A 25,406-nucleotide genomic window follows, 5' to 3' on the forward strand; every position below is an offset into this window, starting at 1 on the left:
TTGAAGTTTTGGGACTAATCGAAAAGAGGGTGAATGGATAGTTTTACAGCCTAAAGTGAATCAAAGTTTTTCCTTTTATTCATCATCCTTTTGATAAACCCTGATAAACCGAATTAATCATGCGATTAAGTAGAAACATCAATGTTCTCTTCCTGCTGATTGTGACTATTTTTCTTAGTCACAGTTCAGTCTCTTTAGCTTCCGAAACCGCAGGCAAGCCCGAACCTCGCCGCGCCGAAGTACTTTTTCTTGGACATGCCAGCGAGCATCACAATTCTAGATTATATGCGCCTTGGCTTGCCACAGCACTTTTTGAAAGTGGGATTAACATTACTTACACTGAAAAACTCGAAGACCTAACTAAAGAGAATCTCTCCAAGTACGACGGTTTGGTGATTTATGCCAACCATGACGTGCTCTCAAAAGAGCAGGAAGCAGCGATGAAGAGTTTTGTGGAGGGAGGAAAAGGATTGATTCCGCTTCACTCAGCTACTGGCTGTTTCAAAAACTCGGATTGGTACATAGAAACTATTGGCGGTCAGTTTGCCTCTCATGGTGAAGGTGATTTTACAGGAACTATTGTGGCGCCAAATAATGAGGTAATGAAAGGATTGAAGCCTTTCGAAACCTGGGACGAAACTTACGTGCATCAGAATATCAATCCTGACATGACTGTGCTCATTGAGCGAGTAGATGGGGATCATAAGGAGCCTTACACCTGGGTTAGAAATGTGGGTAAAGGGCGTGTTTTCTATACCGCTTATGGACATGACGAAAAGACTTGGAAGAATGCAGGCTTTTTAGCTTTGGTGAAAAATGGCATTTTCTATGCAATGGGAGACGATGTCAAAGCAAGTGTCGCTGCTTTGAATATTCCTGATGTGTCCATATACGATGAAACGATTTCTGATTTCACTAAAAGATATGAGGTGCCGAAAATGCAGGATGCCTTGGCACCTGAAGAATCTAAAAAGCTGATTCAAAAGCCTGTTGACTTTTCGATTGAGCTTTTTGCTTCTGAGCCAGATATCCAAAACCCAATTGCTATGGCATGGGACGAAAGAGGAAGATTGTGGATCGTAGAATCGGTCGATTATCCAAACACTTTTAAAGAAACTGACGGATTGGCGAATGACCGTATCAAGATCTGTGAAGATACCGATGGAGATGGCAAAGCTGATAAATTCACCGTTTTCGCAGATGGCCTTAATATCCCAACCAGTATGGTATTTGCAAATGGCGGAATTGTCGTGTCCATGGCGCCTGACTTTGTCTTTATGAAAGATACTGATGGTGATGATGTGGCCGATGTGAAAGAAGTCATTATGACTGGCTGGGGCAAAAACGATACGCATGCTGGGCCTTCCAATCTGCAGTATGGATTTGACAATAAAATCTGGGGAGTGACTGGTTACTCAGGTTTCAATGGGACTATCAATGGCGAGCAGATGAGTTTTCCTCAGGGAATCTACCGATTTGATCCTGACGGAAAAGACTTTGAATACCTGGCTGGATCCAGTAATAATACTTGGGGACTAGGCTTTTCTGAAGATAACAACGTCTTCATGTCCACTGCAAACAATACCCACGCTGGATACTATTCAATCCCAGCAAAATATCTACAACGCGTATTTACTAAAGCTGGCGAAGGAGAAGCAGCTCCAGAGTTTGAAATCCAACCGATCCAGAAAATCGATGGACACTACGATGCCCACGCGATGACGCCAAACCTACGACAGGTAGATGTTGTTGGAGGATTCACTTCTGCTGCTGGATTTAGATTATATACTGCTCGGGATTTCCCTAAGGAATATTGGAACAGAATCGCTTTTGTAAATGAGCCAACGATCAGATTGACCCATAATGCGATCATAGAGCCAAATGGAGCAGGGTTCAGCGAAAAAGATGGATGGAATTTCCTGGCAAGTTCAGACGAATGGTTCGGTCCTGTGCAGGCTGAAGTTGGTCCTGATGGAGCAGTTTGGATAGCCGATTGGTATAATTTCATCATTCAGCACAACGTATTTGTAGAGCGTCAGGCTCCTTCAAGAATGGTATTGCCTTTCGAAGATCAGCCACATGGTCAGGGAAATGCCTTCCAGAGTAAGCTTCGCGATACCAACCATGGCAGAATTTACCGTGTAGTTTATAAAGACGGTAGCAGTGACAAGCCTATGAAACTTTCTAAGGAAGATTCAAAAGGTCTGATTGCTGCGCTGAAAAATGACAATATGTTCTGGAGAATGACTGCTCAGCGACTGCTCGTGGAGTCTGGAAACCAGAAAGTACTTGGCGATCTATATAAGATCGTCAATGATAAATCTGTGGATGAGATTGGACTGAATAGCCCGGCAGTTCATGCACTATGGGCACTTCATGGCCTAGGTGCTTTTGAATCAACTAATGCTGAGGCGATCAAAGTAGCCACTACTGCATTAACACATCCTGCTGCTGGAGTGAGAAAAGCTGCAATCGCTGTTTTGCCAAATACCCAGGCGACGACTCAGGCGATCAAATCCGCTGGACTAACTCAGGACAAAGATCTAAATGTAAGGATGCATGCAATCTTGAAGCTGGCAGAAGTTCCTGGAAGTGCAGAAGCTGGTGCAATGCTTTATCAGGCGAGTTTGGTTGAGGCAAATGCTAAAGACGATTGGTTACAAAAGGCGATTTTCGCAGCAGCAGCTGAGCAGGGTAAATTCTTTACAGATGCTGTTGGTTCTGACAAAACAGATCTAACCAATAGATTGATGACTTCCGTGGCAAATGAGAAATACGATTTGGGAAGAAGAAGCACGCTACAATATTCTCCGGATGTAAAAGGCAAAGCGATTTCTATTTCCACACAGATTTCCAAAAGAAGAGGTGATGAGCCTTTCGGTGTGATTACGGCGCACGGCGATGCGCAGAATGGCTATTCTTTCTATCTGGAAGAAGGCAAATTACATTGGGTAGTGAAGCAAAACGGGAAATCTTTCGAAGCTGTAACGAACGCTGCTTTGCCAGAAAGCTATGTAACTGAAGCAACTATTTCCAAGGATGGAAAAATGGAAATTCTGGTGGATGGCAAGTCTGTCGCTACTGCCAAGGCAAATGGAGCTTTTACTGGCAAACTTGCGCCAAGTGTAAGATCAGGCCGTGATTTCGGAGGAGATAGAAATGTAGGTTCTTATAAAGACGAGTTCAGTTTTGAAGGCAACCTTAGAAACGTAGTATTAGAGTTAAAATAAGCATACCATGATTAAAGTGACCTTGTTTCCAGTTGCAGCCATGCTGCTACTGGGGAATTGGTTTTCACCTAAAGAGGTAAAATCGTCTGAAGCGATTGCTCTTTGCGAAGCAAAACCAACTATAGAAAACAAAGACCAACCAAAGAGTAATGTTCGAATCGTGAGAAATGAAGAATTGCGTGAGACGACTATTTTACTGGAAATAGTACCGGAGATGATGAAGTTCGATCAGGATACTTTCAAAGTGAAAGCAGGAGATAAAATCATACTGGAAATTGACAATCTGGACGGTATGCAGCATAATCTACTTATCGCTAAACCTGGAACCTTGGATAAGGTAGGTGCAGCGGCAGATGCTATGCTTCGTGACCCAAAAGCATCAGAGAAATTCTATATACCTGAAGTTCCGGAAGTGCTTTTTGCCACAAAAATGATCGGCCCACAGGAATTGTACACCTTGACGTTCACTGCTCCGACTAAGCCTGGTAATTATCCCTTTGCCTGTACATTTCCTGGGCATTGGAGAATGATGAATGGTATCATGGTCGTGGAGGGATGATAAATGTTTGATGTCGGAAGAAGTGCTTCGGTCTTGGTGAAGAAGGAAATTAATGCTTCTGTCAACATTGTGGAAATTCATAAGTGACCTAATAAAAATTCTAAACACAACCCAAAAATATGAACCTTAAAAAAACAATCATTCCTTTTCTTAGCCTATTGCTGGTTTTCGGAATTGGAACAAGCCTGCTGGCAAAGGAAAACCCTGCTAAAAAGCCAATCAAAGTATTGATGGTTGGTGGCGGATCTTCTCACGATTTTGACAAATGGTACAAAGGTGCCGACGTCGCCACTTTGGAAAGAGATGGCTTGGCAGAGGTAACTTATACTGATGATCCGACTACCATTTTGCAATACTTAGATGAGACTGATGTGCTCTTTTTGGCAAATAATCAGCCCATAGCAGACGAGGCTACCCGCAAGGCAATTTTTGCTTTTGCAGATGCAGGAAAAGGTTTAGTTCTGGCACATCCTGCGCTTTGGTACAATTGGAATGATTGGCCAGAATACAACAAAACCATGGTTAGTGGCGGCTCAAGGGGCCATAATGCCTATGGGAATTTCAATGTGGATTTGACTGAAAAGCACCCTGTTACCAAAGGTCTTCCAGCACATTTCTCTCTGGATGACGAGCTATATTATTTCAAAGTAGATGCAGCAGGTCCTGGAATCGAAATCCTGGCAAATGCAAGCAATGCTGATACAGATCCATTTCCTTCCATTTTCATTGTAAAAAATCCTAAGGCGAAAATCGTCGGCATTGCCTTAGGCCATGATGCAGCTTCACATGAGCTGGAAGCCTATCAGACACTAATTCGAAACGCAGTAAAATGGGCTGCGAAATAAGTTATAAACCTATTTTCCCCCGGTCTGTGTCTGCACAGACCGGAATTATCATAAAGGAGTAGCGTAATTACTCTCAAACTATTAAACCTATCTTTTTCAACAGTTAATCAAAAACCTAAAGCATACACTAATGAGTCAAAAACAAATCACTGTAGTTATAGTCGGACTGGGTTTCGGCAAGGAGTTTATTCCAATCTATCAAGCACATCCAAACATTAAGGCAGTTGGTATCTGTACTAGAAATCCAAAGACAATTGATGAATTGGCGACCAAGTTTAATCTGGACAGAAACCTTTGTTTTACTAATTTCGAAGATGTGCCAAAGCGTGACGATGTGGATGCGATTCATATTGTGACACCAGTTCCAGATCATGCAAGAATGACTTTGGCATCACTGAATGCCAATAAGCACACCGCTTGTACCATCCCAATGGCGATGACTAAGGAAGATTGTGCTGCTATCGTGGATGCGAAGAAAAAGTCTGGCAAAGTCTATATGATGATGGAGACTGCACTATATACCCGTGAGTTTTTATATGGCTTGAACTTGGCAGAAACAGGCCAACTGGGTAAAATCCAAATGGTAAGAGGTTCGCATATTCAGGATATGAGCATGCCGGGCTGGGATGAATATTGGAAAGGTTTCCCACCGATGTTGAACGGAACGCATGCGATTTCTCCGCTTTTGAGAATCAACAATACAAAAGCTGAGACGGTAGTTTGTCACGGTTCAGGCCGTTTGAGCGAAGATTTGGCAAGCCGCTATGGATCTCCATTCGCAATGGAAACGGCAACTTTCACGCTTAAAAACTCAGACGTTATAGCAGAAGCGACTCGTTCTCTTTTTGATGTAGTTCGACAATATCGTGAGTCATACGACGTCTATGGCACCAAGATGTCTTTCGAATGGGAACAGCTGGAGGATGAAAGTCATGTGATTTTTGATGGAGGCGAAAATGCCCGAAGAATTGATGTGCCTGATACAGATGAGTTGCTGATCGAGCCAATCAAACACTTCACCAAGAGACAGACTATCGACGATCCTAATCACGTTTCATTCCTTCAGGGAGCTGGACATGGTGGATCACATCCACACTTGGTGCAGGAATTTGTCGCTGCCATCGTAGAAGGAAGAGATTCTGCTGTAGATGCGACTACTGCCGCAAATTATACCTGCGCGGGAATTTGCGCACACGAGTCTGCCATGAAGGGCGGGGAAAGAATTCAAGTTCCAACCTTCGACTAAGATGCAATTTGGAGTAAGTACATTTTTATGGGTATCGCCTTTCGATACCCATTCTTTTGATCTTGTGCATAAAGTGAAGGAGATGGGCTTCGATATCATCGAGGTTCCTGTGGAAGACAAAGAGTTGGTGGATTGGGATGCACTGAAAAAACTCACGGACGAACTTGGATTGCAAGTAAGTATCAGCGGAGCATTCGGAGCAGACCGGGATATTTCCAGTGAGGATCCTGACATTCGTGCAAATGGTTTGCAATACATTCAGGATTCCATCAAGATCGCTGCGAAAATGGGTAGCCCATTATTCGGCGGTCCGCTTTATTCTGCGGTGGGAAAGCTTCGCTCTATTTCTGCTAATCAGAAAAAGCAGGAATTCGATTGGTGTGTGGATAACTTGAAAAAAGCGTGTCAAACTGCGGAGGAATTTGGGGTAACGCTGGGGTTGGAACCTCTTAATCGCTTTGAAAGTGATATGGTCAATACCGTAGATCAGGCATTGGAAATTGTAAAAGCTGTGGACTCTCCTTGGTTGAAAATCCAGTTGGATACCTTCCACAATAATATAGAAGAGAAAAATATTGCCGCATCCATCCGTAAGGTTGGCAAGGACTTGCTTTGCCATGTGCAGGGGAATGAAAGTGACCGCGGAACTCCAGGAACTGGAAATCTTGCTTGGGATGAAATTAAAGAAGCTTTGGAAGAAATAGGTTACGAGGGTGCGATTGTGATTGAAACCTTCGGTGCTGTATCCAAGGAAATGGCAAAAGCTACTTGCATTTGGAGACCTTTAGCTGAAAGTCCAGATGCTTTGGCTAGCGAAGGATTAGCTTTTTATAAGAGTCATTTTGAATAAAAGAGGCTTCGACTTCGCTCAGCCTGACTATACCTCCGTGGTCTGTGTCCTCACAGACCACTCAACCAATTTCTGTCTGTGAGACAAAGACTGATGTGTAACAGCTTTTAAAAACCCAATAATCCATCAAACCATGAACGTTACCCAAATCCTCTTTATAGCATTTTGGTTTAGCCTGAGCTTTTTATCAGTTCCTGAGAAAAGCCCTATACTTCTTGCCGACCCGACTATTTTCTATCATGATGGCACCTATTATCTCTATGGTACCAGTGGAAATGACAAGAATTTGGGTTTCGAAGTTTATGTTTCCAAAAACCTAAAATCCTGGAAGAGGTCTGATAAAAATGATGGCTATGCGCTTAAAAAAGGCGAATCCTATGGAGATATTGGGTTTTGGGCACCACAGGTTTTCGAGTACGAAGGGAAATTTTACATGGCTTACACTGCCAATGAACACATTGCAATCGCAACTTCAGATAGTCCGTTAGGGCCATTTACCCAAGCAGAAAAGAAAGATCTGGAAGCGCCTGTGAAGCAGATTGACCCTTACATTTTCATTGATGATGACGGAAAAAAATACATGTACCACGTACGTTTGACTGAGGGGAATCGACTGTTTGTTGCGGAATTAAAGGATGATTTTTCAGGTATCAAAGAAGAAACCTTGACCTACTGCTTCCATGCGGAAGAACCTTGGGAAAATACTCAAAATGTAGATTGGACAGTATCTGAAGGTCCAGCGATTATTAAGCACGAGGGATTGTATTACTTTATTTACTCAGCAAATGATTTCAGGAATCCAGACTACGCTGTCGGCTATGCGGTAAGTGAAAGTCCGATGGGACCTTGGAGAAAAAGTCCTACCAATCCAATTTTTGATAAAAGCGATGCAGGAATCAACGGTTCCGGGCATGGAGATTTTTTCTTCGATTCAAAGGGTAAACTTCGATACGTGCTGCATACTCATAATTCGGATGAGAAGGTATCTCCCCGAAAAACAGCTTTGATTGAATTGGAATTTAAGGAGGATGGAAACGAAGCGGATCTTTTGGAAGTGAAGAAAGGGAGTTTTAAATTTCTTGAATTAGATTGATTTTGTGTAACGGTCATTTCGAAGGAAGGCTGACTGAGAAATCCAACGCCGTGGTCTGTGTCTCACAGACCACCACGATTTATGGTTTGTGAGGATACAAACCATGGCAAAAGACTATAAATACAACCACAAACCATGACCCAAAAACCTACAATCTTGATGCTCGGCTGCTTCGATACGAAGGGGGAAATCTTCTCTTTTCTACGAGACTGTCTATTGGTACATGGAGCAGAAGTGGTTACGGTTAATGTAGGTGTCATGGGTTCGACCACGCTATTTCCAATAGATGTGGAGGCAACTAAAGTCTCTGAAACTGGCGGAGGAAAACTAGAAGATATTCGAAGTAAAAATGACCGTGGCTATGCCATGGAAATCATGGGGCGGGGATCAGCAGAAATATTGGCGGATCTTTATAAGCAGAAGAAATTTGATGCAGTAATCGGTATGGGTGGAGGTAGCGGAACTTATGTTACGCTGAAGTCCATGCAAAACCTACCTCTGGGTTTACCGAAAATCTGTATTTCTACTTTAGCCAGCAAAGACCTTTCTGAGCAGATTGGGGCGAAGGACATTGTGATGATGCCTTCCGTGGTAGATGTAGCGGCATTGAATAGTATTATCAAACCAATTATCCAGCAAGCTGCTGCTGCAATAGTAGCCATGTGTGGGGTGGAGGTTTTCGATAAATCTACTACTTCTAAGCGCATTGCCATCAGCATGTTTGGGAACACCAGTGTTTGCGTAGATTTTTGCACCGAATTGCTGGAGGCTAAAGGCTATGAAGTGATGACTTTTCATGCTAATGGTTTGGGTGGAAAAGCAATGGAAAGCCTTGTGCTCGAAGGTTGCTTTGCAGGTGTGTTGGATATTACCACCACAGAATTGGCAGATGATCTTTGTGCTGGTGTCTGCAGTGCAGGAGGACAAAGGTTGGAAGCTGCTGGGAAATTGGGAATTCCGCAAGTAGTGGTACCGGGATGCATGGACATGGTCAACTTTGGCACCATGGAGTCTGTACCGGATAAATACAAAAACCGTCAATTGTATAGCTGGGTACCAACAGTAACCCTAATGCGAACTAATGAGGAAGAAAATCAAATACTAGGTGAGATCCTAGCCAAAAAGCTAAATCATGCCACAGGCCCAACAGCTGTTCTTTTTCCGGAAAGAGGCCTTTCCCAAATAGATTCGGAGGGAAATGTATTCTATAATCCAGCCGTAAACCAGATACTTTCAGATTCAATCGAAAAGAATTTGAATTCGGATATCGCTTTTATAAACTTGCCTTTACATATCAATGAAAAAGAATTTGCTGAAAAAGCGGTGGAAACGTTGATGGAGATGATGAAATATTAGAGAAGAGAGATCGGATATTAAGAGAATAAAAGTCAGAAATATATTCTGCTACTGGAGAAGCAGGATAACCTCGGACATCACGGTCTATATCTATACAAACCGGGGCTGAAGTTCAGCCATAAAATACTCGCAAATTGCCTCCTCTGCGGAAAACTCTGTGTGCTCCGCGGTTATTAAAAAAGACAAACCATAAAATTAGAAAATATGCCAAATCCATGGACAGGAAAGGGAAATCCCTACACCAGACAGGAAGTAAAAGATAGACTTAAAGAAACTTTAGCTCAGAAAAAAGCCATTATCGCAGCGGGAGCAGGTACCGGAATTTCCGCCAAATTCATAGAAAAAGGTGGGGCTGATCTACTGATTATCTACAACTCCGGTAGATTCCGTATGTCAGGACACGGCTCAACTGCCGGATTGATGGCCTATGGCGATGCCAATGCAGTAGCTATGGAAATCGGCGAATTTGAGGTGCTTCCTGTGGTAGAAGAGATTCCTGTGATCTGTGGTGTTCATGGTTCTGATCCGAGAAGACGCATGTGGCATCATCTGCTGAAAGTGAAAGAGATGGGTTTCTCGGGCATCAATAATTTCCCAACACATTCCATTGTGGACGGGCATTTCCGTCAGGTTTTGGAAGAAACCGGAATGGGCTTCGACAAAGAAGTGGAAATGGTAAGAATAGCCAATAAAATGGATCTGTTTTCTATCGTATATGTGGCTTCACCTGAGAATGCAAGACAGATGGCCGAAGCTGGCGCAGATGCAATTATCTCTCATGTGGGAACAACTGTGGGAGGATCCATTGGTGTAACTGGTGCGAGCTGTAGCATGGATGAGGCAGTTGCGAGGACAAATGAAATCGTAGCGGCAGCCAAAGCGGTTAATCCTGATTTATTCTTTTTGGCACACGGCGGCCCGATCAACACACCAGAAGACGTTCGTGAAGTTTTGGAAAAAGCAGATGTCCACGGATTTGTTGGTGCTTCCTCTTTGGAAAGAATGGGAGTGGAGGAGTCGCTGACGAATTTGACCCGGGAGTTTAAAAAACTGACGATAAAGTGAGATTTCTGTTATTAAGCTAATGCAGATTATTCTAGGTGGTATTACTACATCCGGATATTTAGTTCTGAGTTATCATCCATGGCATTAATCGTATTCAGAGAGGTTTAAATTCAGGATTAGAGGATTTTTATTAGGTTTTAACCCCAAATTAACCTTAGGATTAACCTTACGGACACTATTTTCCCAAACAGATCAATAGCTGTGGATTGAGGGAAGATGCCGATGATCTGAAATGAAGTTTTTAAACCTAAATAATAGTTAATGAGTTATCAGATTAAAGAGACTCCTGATTCATATGATGTCATCATAGTAGGGTCAGGAGCTGGTGGAGGTATGGCCTCTAAGATTCTATCAGAGTCTGGCCTTTCTGTGGCGGTAGTGGAAGCTGGAGGTGACTTCGATCCGGCAAAAGATGAAGATCGTACTCAGTTAAGACCACCATGGGAATCGCCGCGAAGAGGAGCTGGCACCCGGATCAGGCCATTTGGTGATTTCGATCAGGCAATTGGGGGTTGGGATATAGAAGGTGAACCATACACCCATAAAGATGGGACCAAATTTGATTGGTTTCGTTCAAGAATGGTTGGGGGGCGTACCAATCACTGGGGTAGAATTTCTCTTCGATTTGGACCAAATGACTTTAAGAGAGCAAGTATAGATGGATTAGGGGATGATTGGCCGATAGGTTATGATGATCTGAAACCATACTATGATAAAGTCGATAAGCTTATCGGAGTATTTGGTTCCAAAGAAGGAATTTACAACGAACCGGATGGGTTTTTTCTTCCACCTCCCAAGCCACGATTGCACGAAATGTTCCTGAAAAAGGGTGCAGACAAAGCAGGGATGCCGATGATCCCTGGAAGGCTTTCCATGCTTACCCGCCCGATCAATAAGGAGAGAGGTACTTGTTTCTTCTGTGCGCAATGTAACAGAGCTTGTCAGGTCTATGCAGATTTCTCGTCAGGTACCTGTTTGGTACACCCTGCCATGAAGAAAGGTAAAGTGGACTTATTCACTTACTCCATGGTTCGAAAAGTTACTACTGACGATACTGGCAGGGCAACTGGAGTATCTTTTGTGAGTAAAATCGATATGAAGGAGTACAAACTCAAATCCAATGTAGTAGTACTGGGAGCATCTGCTTGTGAGTCTGCTCGAATCATGATGAATTCGAAGTCCAAAACTCACCCAAACGGCATCGGTGGAGACTCCGGAGCGCTAGGAAGATACCTTCATGATTCAACAGGAGCAGATCGAATGGGGATTCTGCCGGATCTTTTTGAAAGGGAACGATACAACGAAGACGGAGTGGGAGGAATGCATATGTATACTCCATGGTGGCAGGATAATAAAAAACTGGATTTTGCCCGAGGCTATCACATTGAATACTGGGGTGGTATGGGGCAGCCATCATACGGCGCTGGTGGTGGAATGGATACCATGAGAAAATACCTGAAGGACGAATTCGGTAATCCAAGCTCAAATGGTGGATATGGTGAAGGACTGAAAAAGGATATTCGCAGGATCTATGGATCTACCTTGGGAATGTCTGGTAGGGGAGAAAGTGTACCTAGATATGAGAATTACTGTGAGATTGATCCTAACGGAACGGTGGATAAATATGGTATTCCGGTCTTGCGTTTCAATTACAACTGGACTGATCAGGAACTGAAGCAAGCCAAGCACATGCACGATACTTTCGAGGAAATTCTTACAAATGCGGGGGCGCTTCTTTTAGGTTCCAAACCAGGACCTGAATCAAACTATGGGCTACATGCACCAGGAAGAATTATCCATGAAGTGGGTACTACGCGGATGGGAAATAGTCCTAAAGGATCAGTAGTAAATTCCAATTGCCAGGCTCATGACTGTAAAAACCTTTTTGTAGTAGATGCTGGGTCATTCGTGTCTCAGGCGGATAAAAATCCTACTTGGACTATTCTGGCGCTTTCGTGGAGAACTTCAGAATTTATCGTGGATCAGTTAAAACAAAAAAACATATAGGCCATGAACAGAAGAGAAAATCTTAAACTGCTCTTTACCGGCTCTCTGGGTGCAGGTATGATCATGACTGGTTGCGAATCTGAACAAACGAAACTTGTACATGAACCAATAATAGGCGGAGGCACTCCCGGTTTTAGAACAGAAGAGGAAAAACGTAGAGATGCAGAGTTTCTTTCCGAAAAGTTTTTTACAGAGGATGAAAGAAAGAAAATAAATGTCCTTGCGGATATTATATGCCCTTCAGATAATGAATCTCCATCTGCCACAGAACTTGAAGTGCCAGATTTTATTGACTTTATGATGAATGACCAGCCAGGAAATCAAACACCTATGAGAGGTGGATTAATGTGGTTGGATTTTGAGGCAAATGAAAAATTTGGAAAATCATTTAATGAGTTATCCAATGATCAGATTATTGAAATAGTAGAACTAGTTGCTTGGCCAGATAAAGCTACTCCTGAGTATGAAGGTGCTGTAAAGTGGTTTAACATGCTTAGAAATCTGGTTTGCTCAGGTTATTTTTCAACTCAGGCAGGATGGAAATACATAGGATATGTAGGCAATCAGCCTAATGTCTGGGATGGAGTACCACAGCATGTGATGGAAAAATATGGATTTGAGCTTCAGGAGAAATACCTCCCAATATATCTAAAACCTGAGGATCGGGGTACAATCGCCGAATGGGATGACGATGGGAATATTATTAAATAGATTGGGTTATAACTTGAAATGCCTTCCGAAATTAGTTGGAAGGCTTTTTTTTATCCAAGTGATTTGAAATTTAAGGGTATGAATGCTTAATGCTCTTTAGGGGAGATTATACCCCTTGTTTTTTTAATTGAATGTATAGCTTACCTGATTGAAACTCTGTTCAACTGCATTACTTTTTTAGATCATCTTTCCCTGATCTATGTGCCTTTTTCACTACCAAATTATTTTGAAGATGACTTGTTTTTAGATGAAATGATTTGGGTTTGAATGTAGCAATCCCACCTGCAGTGAACCTGTACTTAACCGAAGTTCGTATTCGCTTCTTTCCAAAAGTGTTTATTGTTGGCCTAACGAATTTTTCATCGTCTGATTGCAGGATTAGTAAAATTTCCACTCGTATTAACCCTGTTTTAACCAATTAATTAACCGGATCGCCTCTATTTTCATCCGTATCAATCGCTGAAGTGAAACGCATTTTTGAACGATTGTTGATTCAATTTAACCCATAATTTCCTATACGATGAGTAAAAATTTACGAGCGATAAGTTACTTCGCCTTGTTGTGTACGTTTTTCGTATTCACAATTTCTTGTGTCAATGAGGACGAGCCAATTGCTGAACCGAGAGGTTCGATCACAGGTACTGTTACAGATAGCGAAGGACAGCCAATTTCAGATGTAAGTGTAGTGCTTGCGGCAATTGGCGAAGAAGAAATTTCTGTCACCACTGGAAGTGATGGAAAATATGTTTTTGAAAATGTCACGCTGAAAACACGAGCAGTGAAATTTTCCAAAGAAGGGTGGTTAGCAGTCAGCCTTACAGTGAACCCTGATAAGTATAACAGTGAAAGAATCGCAACCGCGGATGTGTCATTGGTTTTTGCTTCAGCAAAAATATCAGGGACAATCAAAGACGGGAAAAATGGCGACGCCCCACTCGAAGGTGTGACGGTAAGCGTTGGGGTTGCAGGTACGCAAACCAGCGGAAGCGAAGGTGGTTTTACGCTTGAGAATCTGATCGTTGATGAGTACACAGTCACTTTCACCAAAGCTAACTATGAAACAGTTGTCAAAACGGTAACTGAAGCAGACTTTGTTGATGGTGTAGCCCATCTTGATGTGATAATGGGTAGCAGTGAAATTCTACGGGGATTGACATATGCAGATCTTTTGACAGCAGAGAAATGGTATTATAATGAATATCGAGGAGGTAGAAATGCGGATGCTTATCCACGGTGGGACTGGGCGTGCAATTACATGTCTGCCCTTGATTTCCGTGGCGCTTGGCAGGAGCAAAATGAAGGCACTACACTTCAAATACGAAACAGTGAGGATGAGCGCAGCAACCCTGCAGATTTGAATGTTTTTGACTCCTATGTCTATGGTAGTAAGCTGATAACAGAAGACAATAAAATCTTATCCTTAAGAATCAGTACCCATAATGCAGATGAAGCTAACCCTGCATACTTCGGAGTTCAGGTAGTGGATTTGTCAGCATCCCAGCCTACTGCGGTGAAGATAGGAGAGAATAGAACCTATGCTTCCGGAAGCTATGGAGACATAGAATTCGATTTAAGTGAATATGTAGGCAAAGAGGTAATTGTTGCAGTGGGTATCTACAGACAATCCACAGGTGATTATTGGAAGCAGTTGGTACTTCGGGCCATTCGATTTGCAGATCGAAAAGTGGAAAACTGGGATTGGCTACCTGGAACTGAAGTAGTAGAAGGTTGGAAACTCACTCAGGAAACCGTTCGCTCAACCATGCCTCATACCAAAAAATCCTTCACGGGAATTAGTCCTGTCAGTGGCAATCGTGACAACTACGTGGATGCTTACCGTGCATGGAGAGCAGTTGACCATGTTGCAGCAGAATGGTTCTTTGTCCCGCTGAAAAAGGATCCTGAAGTCTTTCCGTCTGAAGGTTATCTGATAAAAACAAGAAATACTCCCGATGTAGATACAAAGGTGCCGGAGGCTTACCTGTACTCTAAATTTTCAATCAGCGCTGGAAGCAACCAATTGACCTTGAATACCCGCAATTTCGGCGACAATTTCACCTATTTCAAACTCACAGCTATAGAGGATGACGGCACTGTCACTCATTTGGATCCCCAATCCAATACAGCTGATGAAGCAAGCGCGGCAGAGGATGGTTGCTGGAAATTCAAGCATGGTGATGGAGGAGCAGGTAATCCGGAGGGATACGCATCTTTTGTGTATGACCTTGCTCAGTTCAACGGTAAAGATGTAACGCTATCTCTTGGAGTATATAACGCTGAAGCCAATTCGGGTGAGAATAAATTGGTAATCCACAGAATTGATTTGAACTAATACAATTAACCTAAACATGATACAATATCGAATGATGATCACAATCTGGAGTTTTTGTGTACTGCTGTTTACAGCGTGCACCGAAAACTCAACTGACACCGACCCAACGGTCCCTCCTGTGGAGGTGAGCCTTTCAGAACAAAATCTTACTAGGGCAATGGAGCTTACCGATAAAGCAGTTTCAGCCCATTTTTCCGGTTCAGGAATGGCCATGGCCAGGTATTACAATCCCTATACAGGAGTACGGTCCGATGAGATCGGTAGTGTATGGATGTACTCCTCTGCCATTGAAGCAGTGAATGCAATTCTTCATGGACTTCAGGAGCAAAAGGATAAGGGGAATCCTAAACTTTACGATGATAACTTTTCCCGGTATAAAGAACTTCTGAGCCAATTGTATGACAATGTGGACTACTATCAGGGCACATTTGAGTTGGTGTCTTATACCCAGACTAAAGAATGGTCAGTGTATGGAGTGAATCGTGGTAACGCCAAGGGAACTGCTAAAGTAGAAGGTATAGAGAATGTTTACGATGACCAAATGTGGCTTGTCCGTGAATTGCTTGAATCATATAAGATCACAGGAGAAAATGCCTACCTGGAGAAAGCTGAATACCTGACTGCCTATGTGTTGGACGGATGGGACAGTACGAGAAATCCGGACGGAACTGAGCGTGGGGGTATTCCTTGGGGCCCTGGATACGTCACCAAGCATGCTTGTAGCAACGGTCCTATGGTAAGCCCATTGGTTTGGTTGCACGAAATTTACAAGGATAAAAGTGACGAGATCACTTACCGATATATAAATGCTGACGACCTGAAGACCCGGGAGACCATGTCAGTGAAGAAAAGCGATTATTATGCAGATTTTGCCAAGAAAGTGTACGATTGGCAGCAGAATAATTTGCTCCGCTCAGATGGGGTTTATGATGATATGAGAGGAGGATGTTCTCCGGGAAATCCTCAAACAGAAACAATAGACGGGACAGTTTACCGCAAAGGAATCAACTGTCAGGATCGGGTAGGACCTGCCATTTCTTATAACACTGGCACTATGTTGTCCGGAGCAGCAGATTTGTATAGAATGACAGGAGATGGCGCTTATCTTCAGGATGCACAGAAATTGTCTGATGACAGCTTTAATCATTTTGCAAAATTGGGACAGAATAAACCTGATTTGTATTCCTACGATATCAGTGGTTTTAACAACTGGTTCAATGGAGTGTTGATGCGCGGATATGTTGATGTAGAGCCGGCCTACGGTGCTGCTGCTGATTACATAACTACTTTTCAGAAAAACCTTGACTACGGATATGAAAACTTCCTTTACGAAGGATTTCTTCCTACCAATTTATTGGTTGGCTGGAGTCTTACGCCCAATAATAACAGGACTGAGGGGATGTTCAACTTCGCGTTTGCAGCAGAATATGCCGTTTTATCACGATATGAGCTAGCGAAATGACTTCGGTTTCCGACTTTCCCAAAACCTGGGAAAGTCGGGATTTTTAATTGCCACTACTGCCTCTAGGAGGCGATGATAAACCAAAATAACCTAAAACATATGCAAAAGATATATAAGCGTTTTTGCAGAGTATTGCTCAACACCACTCTGATGGGAGTGGGGTTACAATGCTTTGTTTTTACCCCTGTTCTTGCTTCAGGTCTTAAAGAAAACAAGTATTCTATGGAGAATCTTGGTGAGCAGGAGAAAGATAGAACCGTAACTGGTACGGTGACATTCTCCGAAGACGGCACCCCTATGCCGGGCGTGAATGTACTTGTTAAGGGGACTTTAGTTGGAACAACTACAGATATTGATGGGAAATTTACCCTCACGGTTCCTGATGAAAATGCAATTCTTACATTTTCATTTATAGGGTATATGACACAGGAAATTGAAGTAGGTGCACAATCCGTAATTGAACTGTCCATGGTACCTGACACCCAGCAATTAGGAGAGGTCGTTGTTGTAGGTTATGGCATGCAGGAAAAAGTCACTTTGACTGGTTCAGTAGCTAATATCAAAGGGGATGAAATGCTGCGAACCAAAAATGAAAATCCTCAAAATATGCTAACCGGTAGAGTTGCCGGAGTTAGAGTTTGGCAGAAAAGTGCGGAGCCGGGTACATTCAATGCAAGTTTGGATATACGTGGTCTAGGATCACCCTTGGTTGTAATTGATGGTATACAGCGCACCATGGCTGATTTTCAGCGTCTCAATCCATCTGATATTGACGAATTATCTGTACTGAAAGATGCTTCTGCTGCTATCTATGGAGCAAGGGCTGCAAATGGCGTTGTGCTTATTACCACGAAAAAGGGAAGTCAAAACGGCAAGGCTACTGTTACCTACAATGGTTCATACACCTTGCAGAGTCCATCAGGATTTCCCGAGCTTTCAGATCCTTACCAGACCATGACGCTATACAATGAGATGGCCATGAACAATATAAATGGCGGGAATCTGATCTATCAGGCAGATGATTTTGAAGCTTTTCAGACTGGCCGTCGTCGCACTACGGATTGGAATTCATTATTGATCAATGAATATGCGCCTCAAAGCCAACATGACATCAGTATTACTGGTGGGACCGAAAAAACACAATACTACATAGCCGGTGGTTATATGTATCAGGAGGGTTTTTTTAAATCCGGTGATATGAATTATAGTAAAGTCAACCTTAGATCAAACATCACCACGGAGATTGCAAAAGGGTTAAAGTTTAACCTGAACCTGAGTGGAGTGGCAGATCAGAGAAATTCTCCTTATTCAAGTGCGGTGGAAATTATCCGTAATTATTGGAGACAAGGTGTTCTTTTTCCAGCTTATGCTGATCCTGAAAACACCATGTTGAATTACGAAGGGTTGGATCTGGAGCAAAACACAGTAGCAATGATGAGCTCTGACGTATCCGGCTATAGAAAATACAAGCAAAAATACTTTCAGTCCTCAGCTTCTTTGGACTATGATCTAGGTACACTTACCCCTGTATTGGAAGGGTTGTCTGCTAAGGGCTTGGTCAGCTACGATTACAGGGGTGACGATAACGATATCTATCGTAGGGAATATTATCAATACATGTATGATCCTGTGACGGATACGTATTTGTCAAAACTCTATAATAACAGTTCTCCAAATCAGATCAGACGTGAACTTTATAGTAAGCAACAGTTTTTAGCCCAGTTTCTACTTAATTATAAAAGAGCCTTTGGTACCAATCATGATGTATCCGGACTTCTGGGATTTGAAACCCAAAACCGGAAGGGTGATAATTTTTACGCACAGCGCGATTTGGCATTTGCCATGGAATACCTCGCAGGGGGCATGAATGAAAATCAACAGGGTGGAATGCAGGGTGGTTCCGGTGATTTATACGAAATAGCCAATTCTGCTATGTTTGGCAGAGTGAATTACGCGTATGCGGATCGGTATATCGCAGAGGTACAATTTAGATATGATGGCTCATCGAAATTCGTAAAAACGAATAGATGGGGATGGTTTCCTTCAGCTTCAGTAGGTTGGCGTCTGTCTGAAGAGCCATTTTTTAATTCTATCTCTGCCTTCAATTTTGTTGATCAGCTCAAATTCAGGGCAAGTTATGGGATGACTGCAGATGATGGCTCATTGGCGTATGACTGGTACCCAGGTTACATCTATCCGGCTACCAGCGGTAATGCCCAGCAGGGATATTACAATCAATATGCACCGGGATATATTCTCAATGGGGAGTTTGTATATGGAGCTTCCGTGGTAGTGCCCAATGAAAATATCACCTGGTGGACTGCGAAAACTTTTGATATAGGTGTGGACTTTGAAGGTTGGAGAGGAAAATTTGGCTTTTCTCTGGATTATTTTGATCGTAGACGAGAAGGTCTTTTTTCCACTCGTTCTGGAGATGTCCCTTCTGTAGTAGGCACCGGAGCACCTAGGGAAAACACAAACAGTGATCGTCAGTTTGGGATGGATCTGGAACTTTCCCACAGAAACACGATCGGACAGGTGTCCTATGGTTTAAAAGGTATAGCGACCATCACCCGAAGACAGCATTTGATCGCGGCTGAGAAAGGCCCATATGGCAATTCTTATGACCAATGGAGAAATGATAACCTTACTGATCGCTACCAGGGGGTGCAATTTGGATATGAATCCGCCGGGCGATATACCAACTGGGAGGATTTTTGGTCTTACGATATCTACAAAGACAGAGGAATTCTACCGGGAGACTATAAATACCAGGATTGGAATGGTGATGGTGAAATCAATGGTCTGGACGAACATCCATTTGCCTATGATCAGACTCCTTGGCTGAACTTCAGCTTAGCTATGGACGCAAACTATAAGAATTTTGATATGAGTGTATTGTTTCAGGGATCAGCTTTGGGATCCATGCAGTATCAAGAGCCACTGTATTCAATATGGGGTAGCAATGGTGGTGGAGCTTTGGAACAGTATCAAGACCGTTGGCATCCTGTAGATCCATTGGCAGATCCTTATGATCCTGAGACAGAATGGATAGGTGGATATTATGGCTACACCGGTAATTATCCTTTTGGAAATTCTGACTTCAACAGAGTAAGCACTAATTACTTACGTCTTAAAAGTATTGAGCTAGGCTATACTTTGAAATCTTTCAAGAACCCATCTACTAATATACGTTTCTTTGCTAATGCTTATAACCTACTGACTTTCACTGGGGTTAAGTTTGTGGATCCTGAGCATCCAGGAGATGAACTAGGAAGATTGTATCCTCTTACCAAAACTTACACAGTAGGAGTGACAGCATCTTTTTGATAGAAGCAACTAGAGACTTTGAAACATAAATAAAAAACACATGAAACTAAGAATCATACTATTGCTATGCAGCCTGGTGTACATTACCAGCTGTACGGATCTGGATGTGCCTCCTCCAAATGTGATTGGTGACGAGACGCTAATGACCAGCGAATCTGGCATGGATGTATATATCGCTGGCATGTACAGCAAGATGCCATTTGAAGATTTTAAATACATGGCGCAGTGGGGAGTAGAATACAACTCCTGGTTAGGTTCACTTGGAATTGAAGGGACGGGAGAAGCAGTGAACCGAGATGGGATCAGTTCTGCATTTACAGGAGAGCGGACTCCATATTGGGGAATGGCTTTTAGACTAATCCGGGAGGCAAATTATCTGCTGGAAAAGTTGCCGGAATATAAAGACGCATTTCCTGAAGTTACTTACAACCATTACTTGGGCGAGGCATATTTTGTTAGGGCGTTTGTTTTTTCAGCGATGGCTAGACGCTTTGGTGGTGTTCCACTGGTGACCAGCGTACTACGATATCCCTCAGAGGAAGCGGAACTAGAAATTCCTCGTTCTACAGAAGAAGAGACCTGGGATCAGGTATTGGCAGACTACAACCAAGCGATTGAGCTACTTCAACCAGTAAGTCCTAAGCCTGGCTATTCTAATAAGAACGTTGCACTTTCCTTTAAATCAGAGGCGATGCTCTATGCAGGTAGTGTTGCAAAGTACAATGAAACTGTGCCGGGAAGATTAACTGGAACAGGGCTAAAAACCGGTGTACGTGTTATTGGATTTTCTGAATCTACTGCTCAGGAAGCTTCGGTTAGGTATTTCAAAGAAGCGTATTTGGCTGCCAATGAGGTGATTGCCAGTGGGCAATATTCGCTCTATACAAGAAAATGGGCAGCTAACGATCCACAGGCGCAATACCAGAATATGGTTGACATGTTCAGTGATGAGACCAGTCCTGAGAATATTTATGTTAAGCAATATGATTTTCCGGTGGCTACCCACGGTTATGATGCATACAGCGCCCCATTTATTTTCAAAGCGCCATTGGCTTCAGGTACTTGTCCTACACTTGATTTTCTGGAATTGTTTGAAGGTTTTGATCGATATCCGGATGGTACCATTAAGGTAACAACAGGTTCAAGCAATACAGAAGGGAATTACCTGATGTATGATTCACCTATGGATTTCTTTGAAGATGCTGAGCCGCGACTACGCGCCTATGTCATTTTTCCTGGAGATATGTTCAAGAATCAGGAAATAGAAATCAGGGCTGGAGTATATACAGGTTCGGAGCCAATCAATCCTCTATTCAACGATTACAGTTATGCTACAGCAGAGACACGATACCAACAACTTCCTGCTTACACTCAAAGCCCAAAGAATCTTTTCTTGAGCGCCAGAGAAGGGGGGAGTCAGGAGTTGGTTTCTTTTCAAGGGGAGCAGATTACTGCGGCAGGAGCAAATGGGCCATTCTATAATAATGGTGAAAGTACGCTTACAGGATTATATGGCCGTAAATGGTTAAATCCAGATCCTTCTTTTGAAGCAGGTGAAGGAAGGTCTTCCCAGCATTTTATATTGATGAGGTATGCGGACGTATTGCTTAATGCCGCTGAAGCCGCAGTGGAATTGGCGTTGGCCGGGCAAGCTTCCCCTGATGGCTCAGATATGCTTCAGGTAGCTACTTCCGGTATCAATGATATCCGTGAGAGAGCAGGAGCGACCTTACTTACTGGAATGATTACCCCGAATATTGAAGGACGCAATATCGTTCGTAAAGAGCGAAGAAAAGAACTTGCTCTGGAGCATAAGACAAAGTGGGACCTACGTAGATGGAGAGTGCAGCATTACGAGGAAAGAGATGGGTTCTGGGGTGAAACCCGTGATAAAGAAGATTTCAGTATGAACTCCCGTTATCGATTCAGAGGCCTCTATCCATTCTTGTCTACCGAGAGCGGAAAGTATTTCTTCGATGCACGTTTTCAGTGGGTTAGTCTGAAGACGTTTGAGTACAACATTATCGATTATTATTTCGCTATCCCAGGAGGGGAAGTGTCGAAAAGTCCTGTGATCGATCAGCAACCTAATCGATAAGCCCATATCAATAACCTAGAATTTCATAAAATGAAAAAGATAACATACCTAATACTATTCGCACTGATTTCACTCAGTTCTTGCAGTATGTTCGAGATGGATAATTATGACCTGCCTGCAGAAACTCTACAAGGAGAAGTTGTGGACAGAGAAACTGGAGAACCTATCCTCACAGACCAAGGAAGTGAAGGCATACGTGTAAGACTGACTGAATTGAGCTGGGGGGATAATGCCACTCCTAATCCGGATTTCTTTTGCATGCCCGATGGAACCTTCCAGAATACAAAGCTATTTTCAGGGAACTATAACGTTCGTATTGATGGTCCATTTATTCCTCTCATTAGAGAAGATGACCGAGGTGTTCCTCTTGCAGATGAAACCCAGACTATCGATATAAATGGTGTTTCAAGTGTAAAGTTTGAAGTCCAGCCATTTTTGAGAGTGGAGTGGGTCAAAGATCCTGAAGTGGTCAACGGGAAAGTAAGGGCACAAGTGCGGGTAACACGCGGAGTGTCTGAAGATGAATTCCGCTCTAAAATCGAACCTATGGGTGGATACAGCAATAGCTTTCAGAATGTCACTGATATCCAGTTGTTCGTAAGCTACTCTTCCACTGTCGGGTATCGCGCACGGGACGAGCGATGGTCCAGTCAACTGGAATTCTCAGGAACTTCCTTCAATTCTATGCTTGGTGAAACCATTACCATAGAATCCAACGGTACGATTCCAGAGGGAAGAATGGTCTTCGTGAGAGCAGCCGCTAGAATTAACTTCGATACCCCAAGAGGTAGCGGAACGAGACGTTGGAATTACAATGAGCCACGTCAAGTGCTGGTTTACTAATGATTTAAACTGAAAAGCCATTCCTTAAGCGGGATGGCTTTTCAGCTTTACCCTTTTTCTAACACCTTATTCACTTTTATCCTATCCCTCTTGTGTACAAAAACCTGTAATAACAAGTTGACAGTAGAAAAATTTGACTTTACCCTAATAACATTCAATCCCTATACTTATGCGATATAATTTCTTTCTATATCTGATTCCGTTTTTTTTAATTCAGGGCTGTGCTCAACTTCCACAAAGCCAAGAGAATCAGGATTTAGTGAAAACAGAAAAAACTGCATTTCAAACTTCAAATCCTTGGAAACCTGTGACAGATGTCAGGGCTGATGTCGCGATTGTGTACAGTGTAAAAGATCACCACGGTAAAGCCGATATGAGTTTTGAACAGCGGGTTCAAACTTGGAGGGACAAAGGGTATACCACGCATTTCATGAGTGGCATTGCATGGGGAGAATACCAAGACTATTTCACTGGAGAATGGGATGGCAAATGGCACCTGGATGAAGGGCAGGTCACCCAAAAAGGTGATACGATCTGGCATGGACGTATGGTTCCTTATATCGTTCCTTCGATGAATTTCATCAAATACATGAAGGAAAAGGTAATTAAGCGTGTGATTGATGCTGGAATCGACGCCATCTATCTGGAAGAACCTGAGTTTTGGGCTAGGGCGGGATATAGTGAAGCATTTAAAAGAGAATGGAAGGAATATTACGGCTTTGACTGGAGACCTCAGCACGAATCCGCAGAAAACACCTATTTGTCGAACAAGCTTAAATATCATTTGTATTACCGTGCGGTGGAGGAATGTTTTTCCTACGCTAAGGAATATGGAAAGAGTAAGGGAATGGATGTTCGATGCTATATTCCTACTCATTCTTTGGTGAATTATTCACAGTGGATGATTGTAAGTCCTGAGGCAAGTTTGGCTTCTTTGCCCAGTGTGGATGGATACATCGCACAGGTATGGACAGGCACTTCTCGTGAGCCCAATTTTTTCAACGGAAAGGAGAAAGAACGCGTATTCGAAACAGCTTTTCTGGAATATGGATCTATGGAGTCGATGACTGCTCCGACCGGCAGAAAAGTCTATTTCTTGACTGATCCGATAGAAGACTGGCCTAGGGATTGGGCGGATTACAAGAAGAACTATCAGGCCACATTTGCAGCACAATTACTTTATCCTATGGTAGCGGATTATGAAGTAATGCCTTGGCCAGATCGAATTTATGAGGGTTTATATAGGACTAGTGCTGACAGTGATGAGAAAGCACAGATTCCACGCTTTTATTCTACCCAGATGCAGGTAATGATCAACACACTTAATGATATGCCTCTTTCTGATAACAAAGTCAGCGGATCGCAGGGTATTGGGATTTTGATGTCCAACTCGCTAATGTTTCAGCGTTTCCCCACTCATCAGGGATATGATGATCCTCAGTTGTCAAATTTTTATGGGCAGGCTTTGCCTTTGTTGAAGAGAGGGGTTCCTGTAAAAACAGTTCATATAGAAAATGTCTCATTTTCAAAGACTCTCGAAGAAGTAAAGATTCTTATCATGTCTTACTCCAATATGAAACCCATGGAAAAAGACGCACACGTTCACTTAGCCGACTGGGTTAAAAATGGTGGTGTGCTTGTTTATATCGGAAAAGATAATGATCCTTTCCAAACTGTACAGGAATGGTGGAATACCAATGGGAATAATTTTAATGCTCCATCTGAGCATTTGTTCGGGGAACTTGGCTTGAAAGCACCTTTTCAGGAAGGGAAATATGCCTATGGCAAAGGAAAAGTGGTTATTATGCGCAACGATCCCAAAGAGTTTGTTTTAAAGGAAGATAATGACTTGACTTTTGTCAATACTATTAAGGAAATGTATGATTCGGGTGCGAAATCTGAAAAACTGGAATTTAAAAACCATTTTTCCTTAACTAGAGGACCATATGAAATCATCTCAGTAGTAAATGAGAACGAAGATCAAGCTCCTTTTATAGCAAAGGGAAAGTTTATTGATTTATTTGATCCTGAGATTCCAGTGTTGGATGAGAAACAGGTGAGTCCTGGTGAGCAGTCATTTCTTTTCAATATCCAACGGGTAAAGAATCCTCAAGTACCTCAGGTTTTGGCTACAGCGGCGAGAATTTATGAAGAGATATCTACTGAAAGTGAGTATTCCTTAGTAGCAAAGAGCCCGGAAAACACTACTAATGTGATGAGAGTACTTTTACCTCACAAGCCAGAAACTGTTGAAGTCATTGATCCTACAGGACAAGTTTTGACATCGGAAACTTCCTGGGATGAATCCAGCAAAACTTATTTCTTGAGTTTTGAGAATTATCCCGATGGAGTTAAGGTGAAATTTAGCTGGTGATTTGT

Annotated in this window: 16 protein-coding genes; all 16 read left to right on the forward strand. The window is 42.8% G+C overall.

Annotation, left to right across the window (positions count from 1 at the left end):
• Positions 1-119: 119 nt before the first annotated feature.
• The 16 genes from AACZ87_RS01930 (at position 120) to AACZ87_RS02005 (ending at position 25,401) form a co-directional block, all read left to right on the forward strand.
• Entirely contained in the window at positions 120-3,230 is a 3,111-nt protein-coding gene (locus AACZ87_RS01930) for a PVC-type heme-binding CxxCH protein (RefSeq protein ID WP_339864311.1), read from the forward strand.
• Positions 3,231-3,237: 7 nt separating this feature from the next.
• Positions 3,238-3,789, forward strand: a complete 552-nt coding sequence (locus AACZ87_RS01935) for a plastocyanin/azurin family copper-binding protein (protein WP_339864313.1) — start codon at positions 3,238-3,240, stop codon at positions 3,787-3,789.
• 119 nt (positions 3,790-3,908) lie between these two features.
• Entirely contained in the window at positions 3,909-4,634 is a 726-nt protein-coding gene (locus tag AACZ87_RS01940) for a ThuA domain-containing protein (protein WP_339864315.1), read from the forward strand.
• 130 nt (positions 4,635-4,764) lie between these two features.
• Positions 4,765-5,880, forward strand: coding sequence for a Gfo/Idh/MocA family oxidoreductase (locus AACZ87_RS01945; protein ID WP_339864317.1), 1,116 nt, complete (start codon positions 4,765-4,767; stop codon positions 5,878-5,880).
• Between the two features lies 1 nt (position 5,881).
• On the forward strand, positions 5,882-6,730 hold the full coding sequence (locus tag AACZ87_RS01950) for a sugar phosphate isomerase/epimerase family protein (RefSeq protein ID WP_339864319.1): 849 nt from the start codon (positions 5,882-5,884) through the stop codon (positions 6,728-6,730).
• Between the two features lie 133 nt (positions 6,731-6,863).
• Complete coding sequence (locus tag AACZ87_RS01955; RefSeq protein ID WP_339864321.1) at positions 6,864-7,823, forward strand: glycoside hydrolase family 43 protein; 960 nt, start codon at positions 6,864-6,866, stop codon at positions 7,821-7,823.
• 135 nt (positions 7,824-7,958) lie between these two features.
• The gene (locus AACZ87_RS01960; protein ID WP_339864323.1) at positions 7,959-9,179 is read left to right on the forward strand and encodes a Tm-1-like ATP-binding domain-containing protein; all 1,221 of its coding nucleotides are present in this window, start codon (positions 7,959-7,961) and stop codon (positions 9,177-9,179) included.
• A gap of 204 nt (positions 9,180-9,383) precedes the next feature.
• Entirely contained in the window at positions 9,384-10,244 is an 861-nt protein-coding gene (locus tag AACZ87_RS01965; protein ID WP_339864325.1) for a phosphoenolpyruvate hydrolase family protein, read from the forward strand.
• Between the two features lie 261 nt (positions 10,245-10,505).
• Positions 10,506-12,251, forward strand: a complete 1,746-nt coding sequence (locus tag AACZ87_RS01970) for a GMC family oxidoreductase (RefSeq protein ID WP_339864327.1) — start codon at positions 10,506-10,508, stop codon at positions 12,249-12,251.
• Between the two features lie 3 nt (positions 12,252-12,254).
• Complete coding sequence (locus AACZ87_RS01975) at positions 12,255-12,962, forward strand: gluconate 2-dehydrogenase subunit 3 family protein (RefSeq protein WP_339864329.1); 708 nt, start codon at positions 12,255-12,257, stop codon at positions 12,960-12,962.
• A gap of 520 nt (positions 12,963-13,482) precedes the next feature.
• Complete coding sequence (locus tag AACZ87_RS01980; protein WP_339864331.1) at positions 13,483-15,294, forward strand: carboxypeptidase-like regulatory domain-containing protein; 1,812 nt, start codon at positions 13,483-13,485, stop codon at positions 15,292-15,294.
• Between the two features lie 16 nt (positions 15,295-15,310).
• Positions 15,311-16,756, forward strand: coding sequence for a glycoside hydrolase family 76 protein (locus tag AACZ87_RS01985; protein ID WP_339864332.1), 1,446 nt, complete (start codon positions 15,311-15,313; stop codon positions 16,754-16,756).
• Positions 16,757-16,855: 99 nt separating this feature from the next.
• The gene (locus AACZ87_RS01990) at positions 16,856-20,086 is read left to right on the forward strand and encodes a TonB-dependent receptor (RefSeq protein ID WP_339864334.1); all 3,231 of its coding nucleotides are present in this window, start codon (positions 16,856-16,858) and stop codon (positions 20,084-20,086) included.
• Between the two features lie 40 nt (positions 20,087-20,126).
• Positions 20,127-22,184: a RagB/SusD family nutrient uptake outer membrane protein gene (locus AACZ87_RS01995; RefSeq protein ID WP_339864336.1), complete on the forward strand. Its 2,058-nt coding sequence runs from the start codon at positions 20,127-20,129 to the stop codon at positions 22,182-22,184.
• Positions 22,185-22,214: 30 nt separating this feature from the next.
• Positions 22,215-23,027, forward strand: a complete 813-nt coding sequence (locus AACZ87_RS02000) for a DUF3823 domain-containing protein (protein WP_339864338.1) — start codon at positions 22,215-22,217, stop codon at positions 23,025-23,027.
• Positions 23,028-23,196: 169 nt separating this feature from the next.
• On the forward strand, positions 23,197-25,401 hold the full coding sequence (locus tag AACZ87_RS02005; RefSeq protein ID WP_339864340.1) for a hypothetical protein: 2,205 nt from the start codon (positions 23,197-23,199) through the stop codon (positions 25,399-25,401).
• Positions 25,402-25,406 lie beyond the last annotated feature (5 nt).

The sequence above is a fragment of the uncultured Algoriphagus sp. genome, from assembly GCF_963974365.1.
Taxonomy (GTDB): domain Bacteria; phylum Bacteroidota; class Bacteroidia; order Cytophagales; family Cyclobacteriaceae; genus Algoriphagus.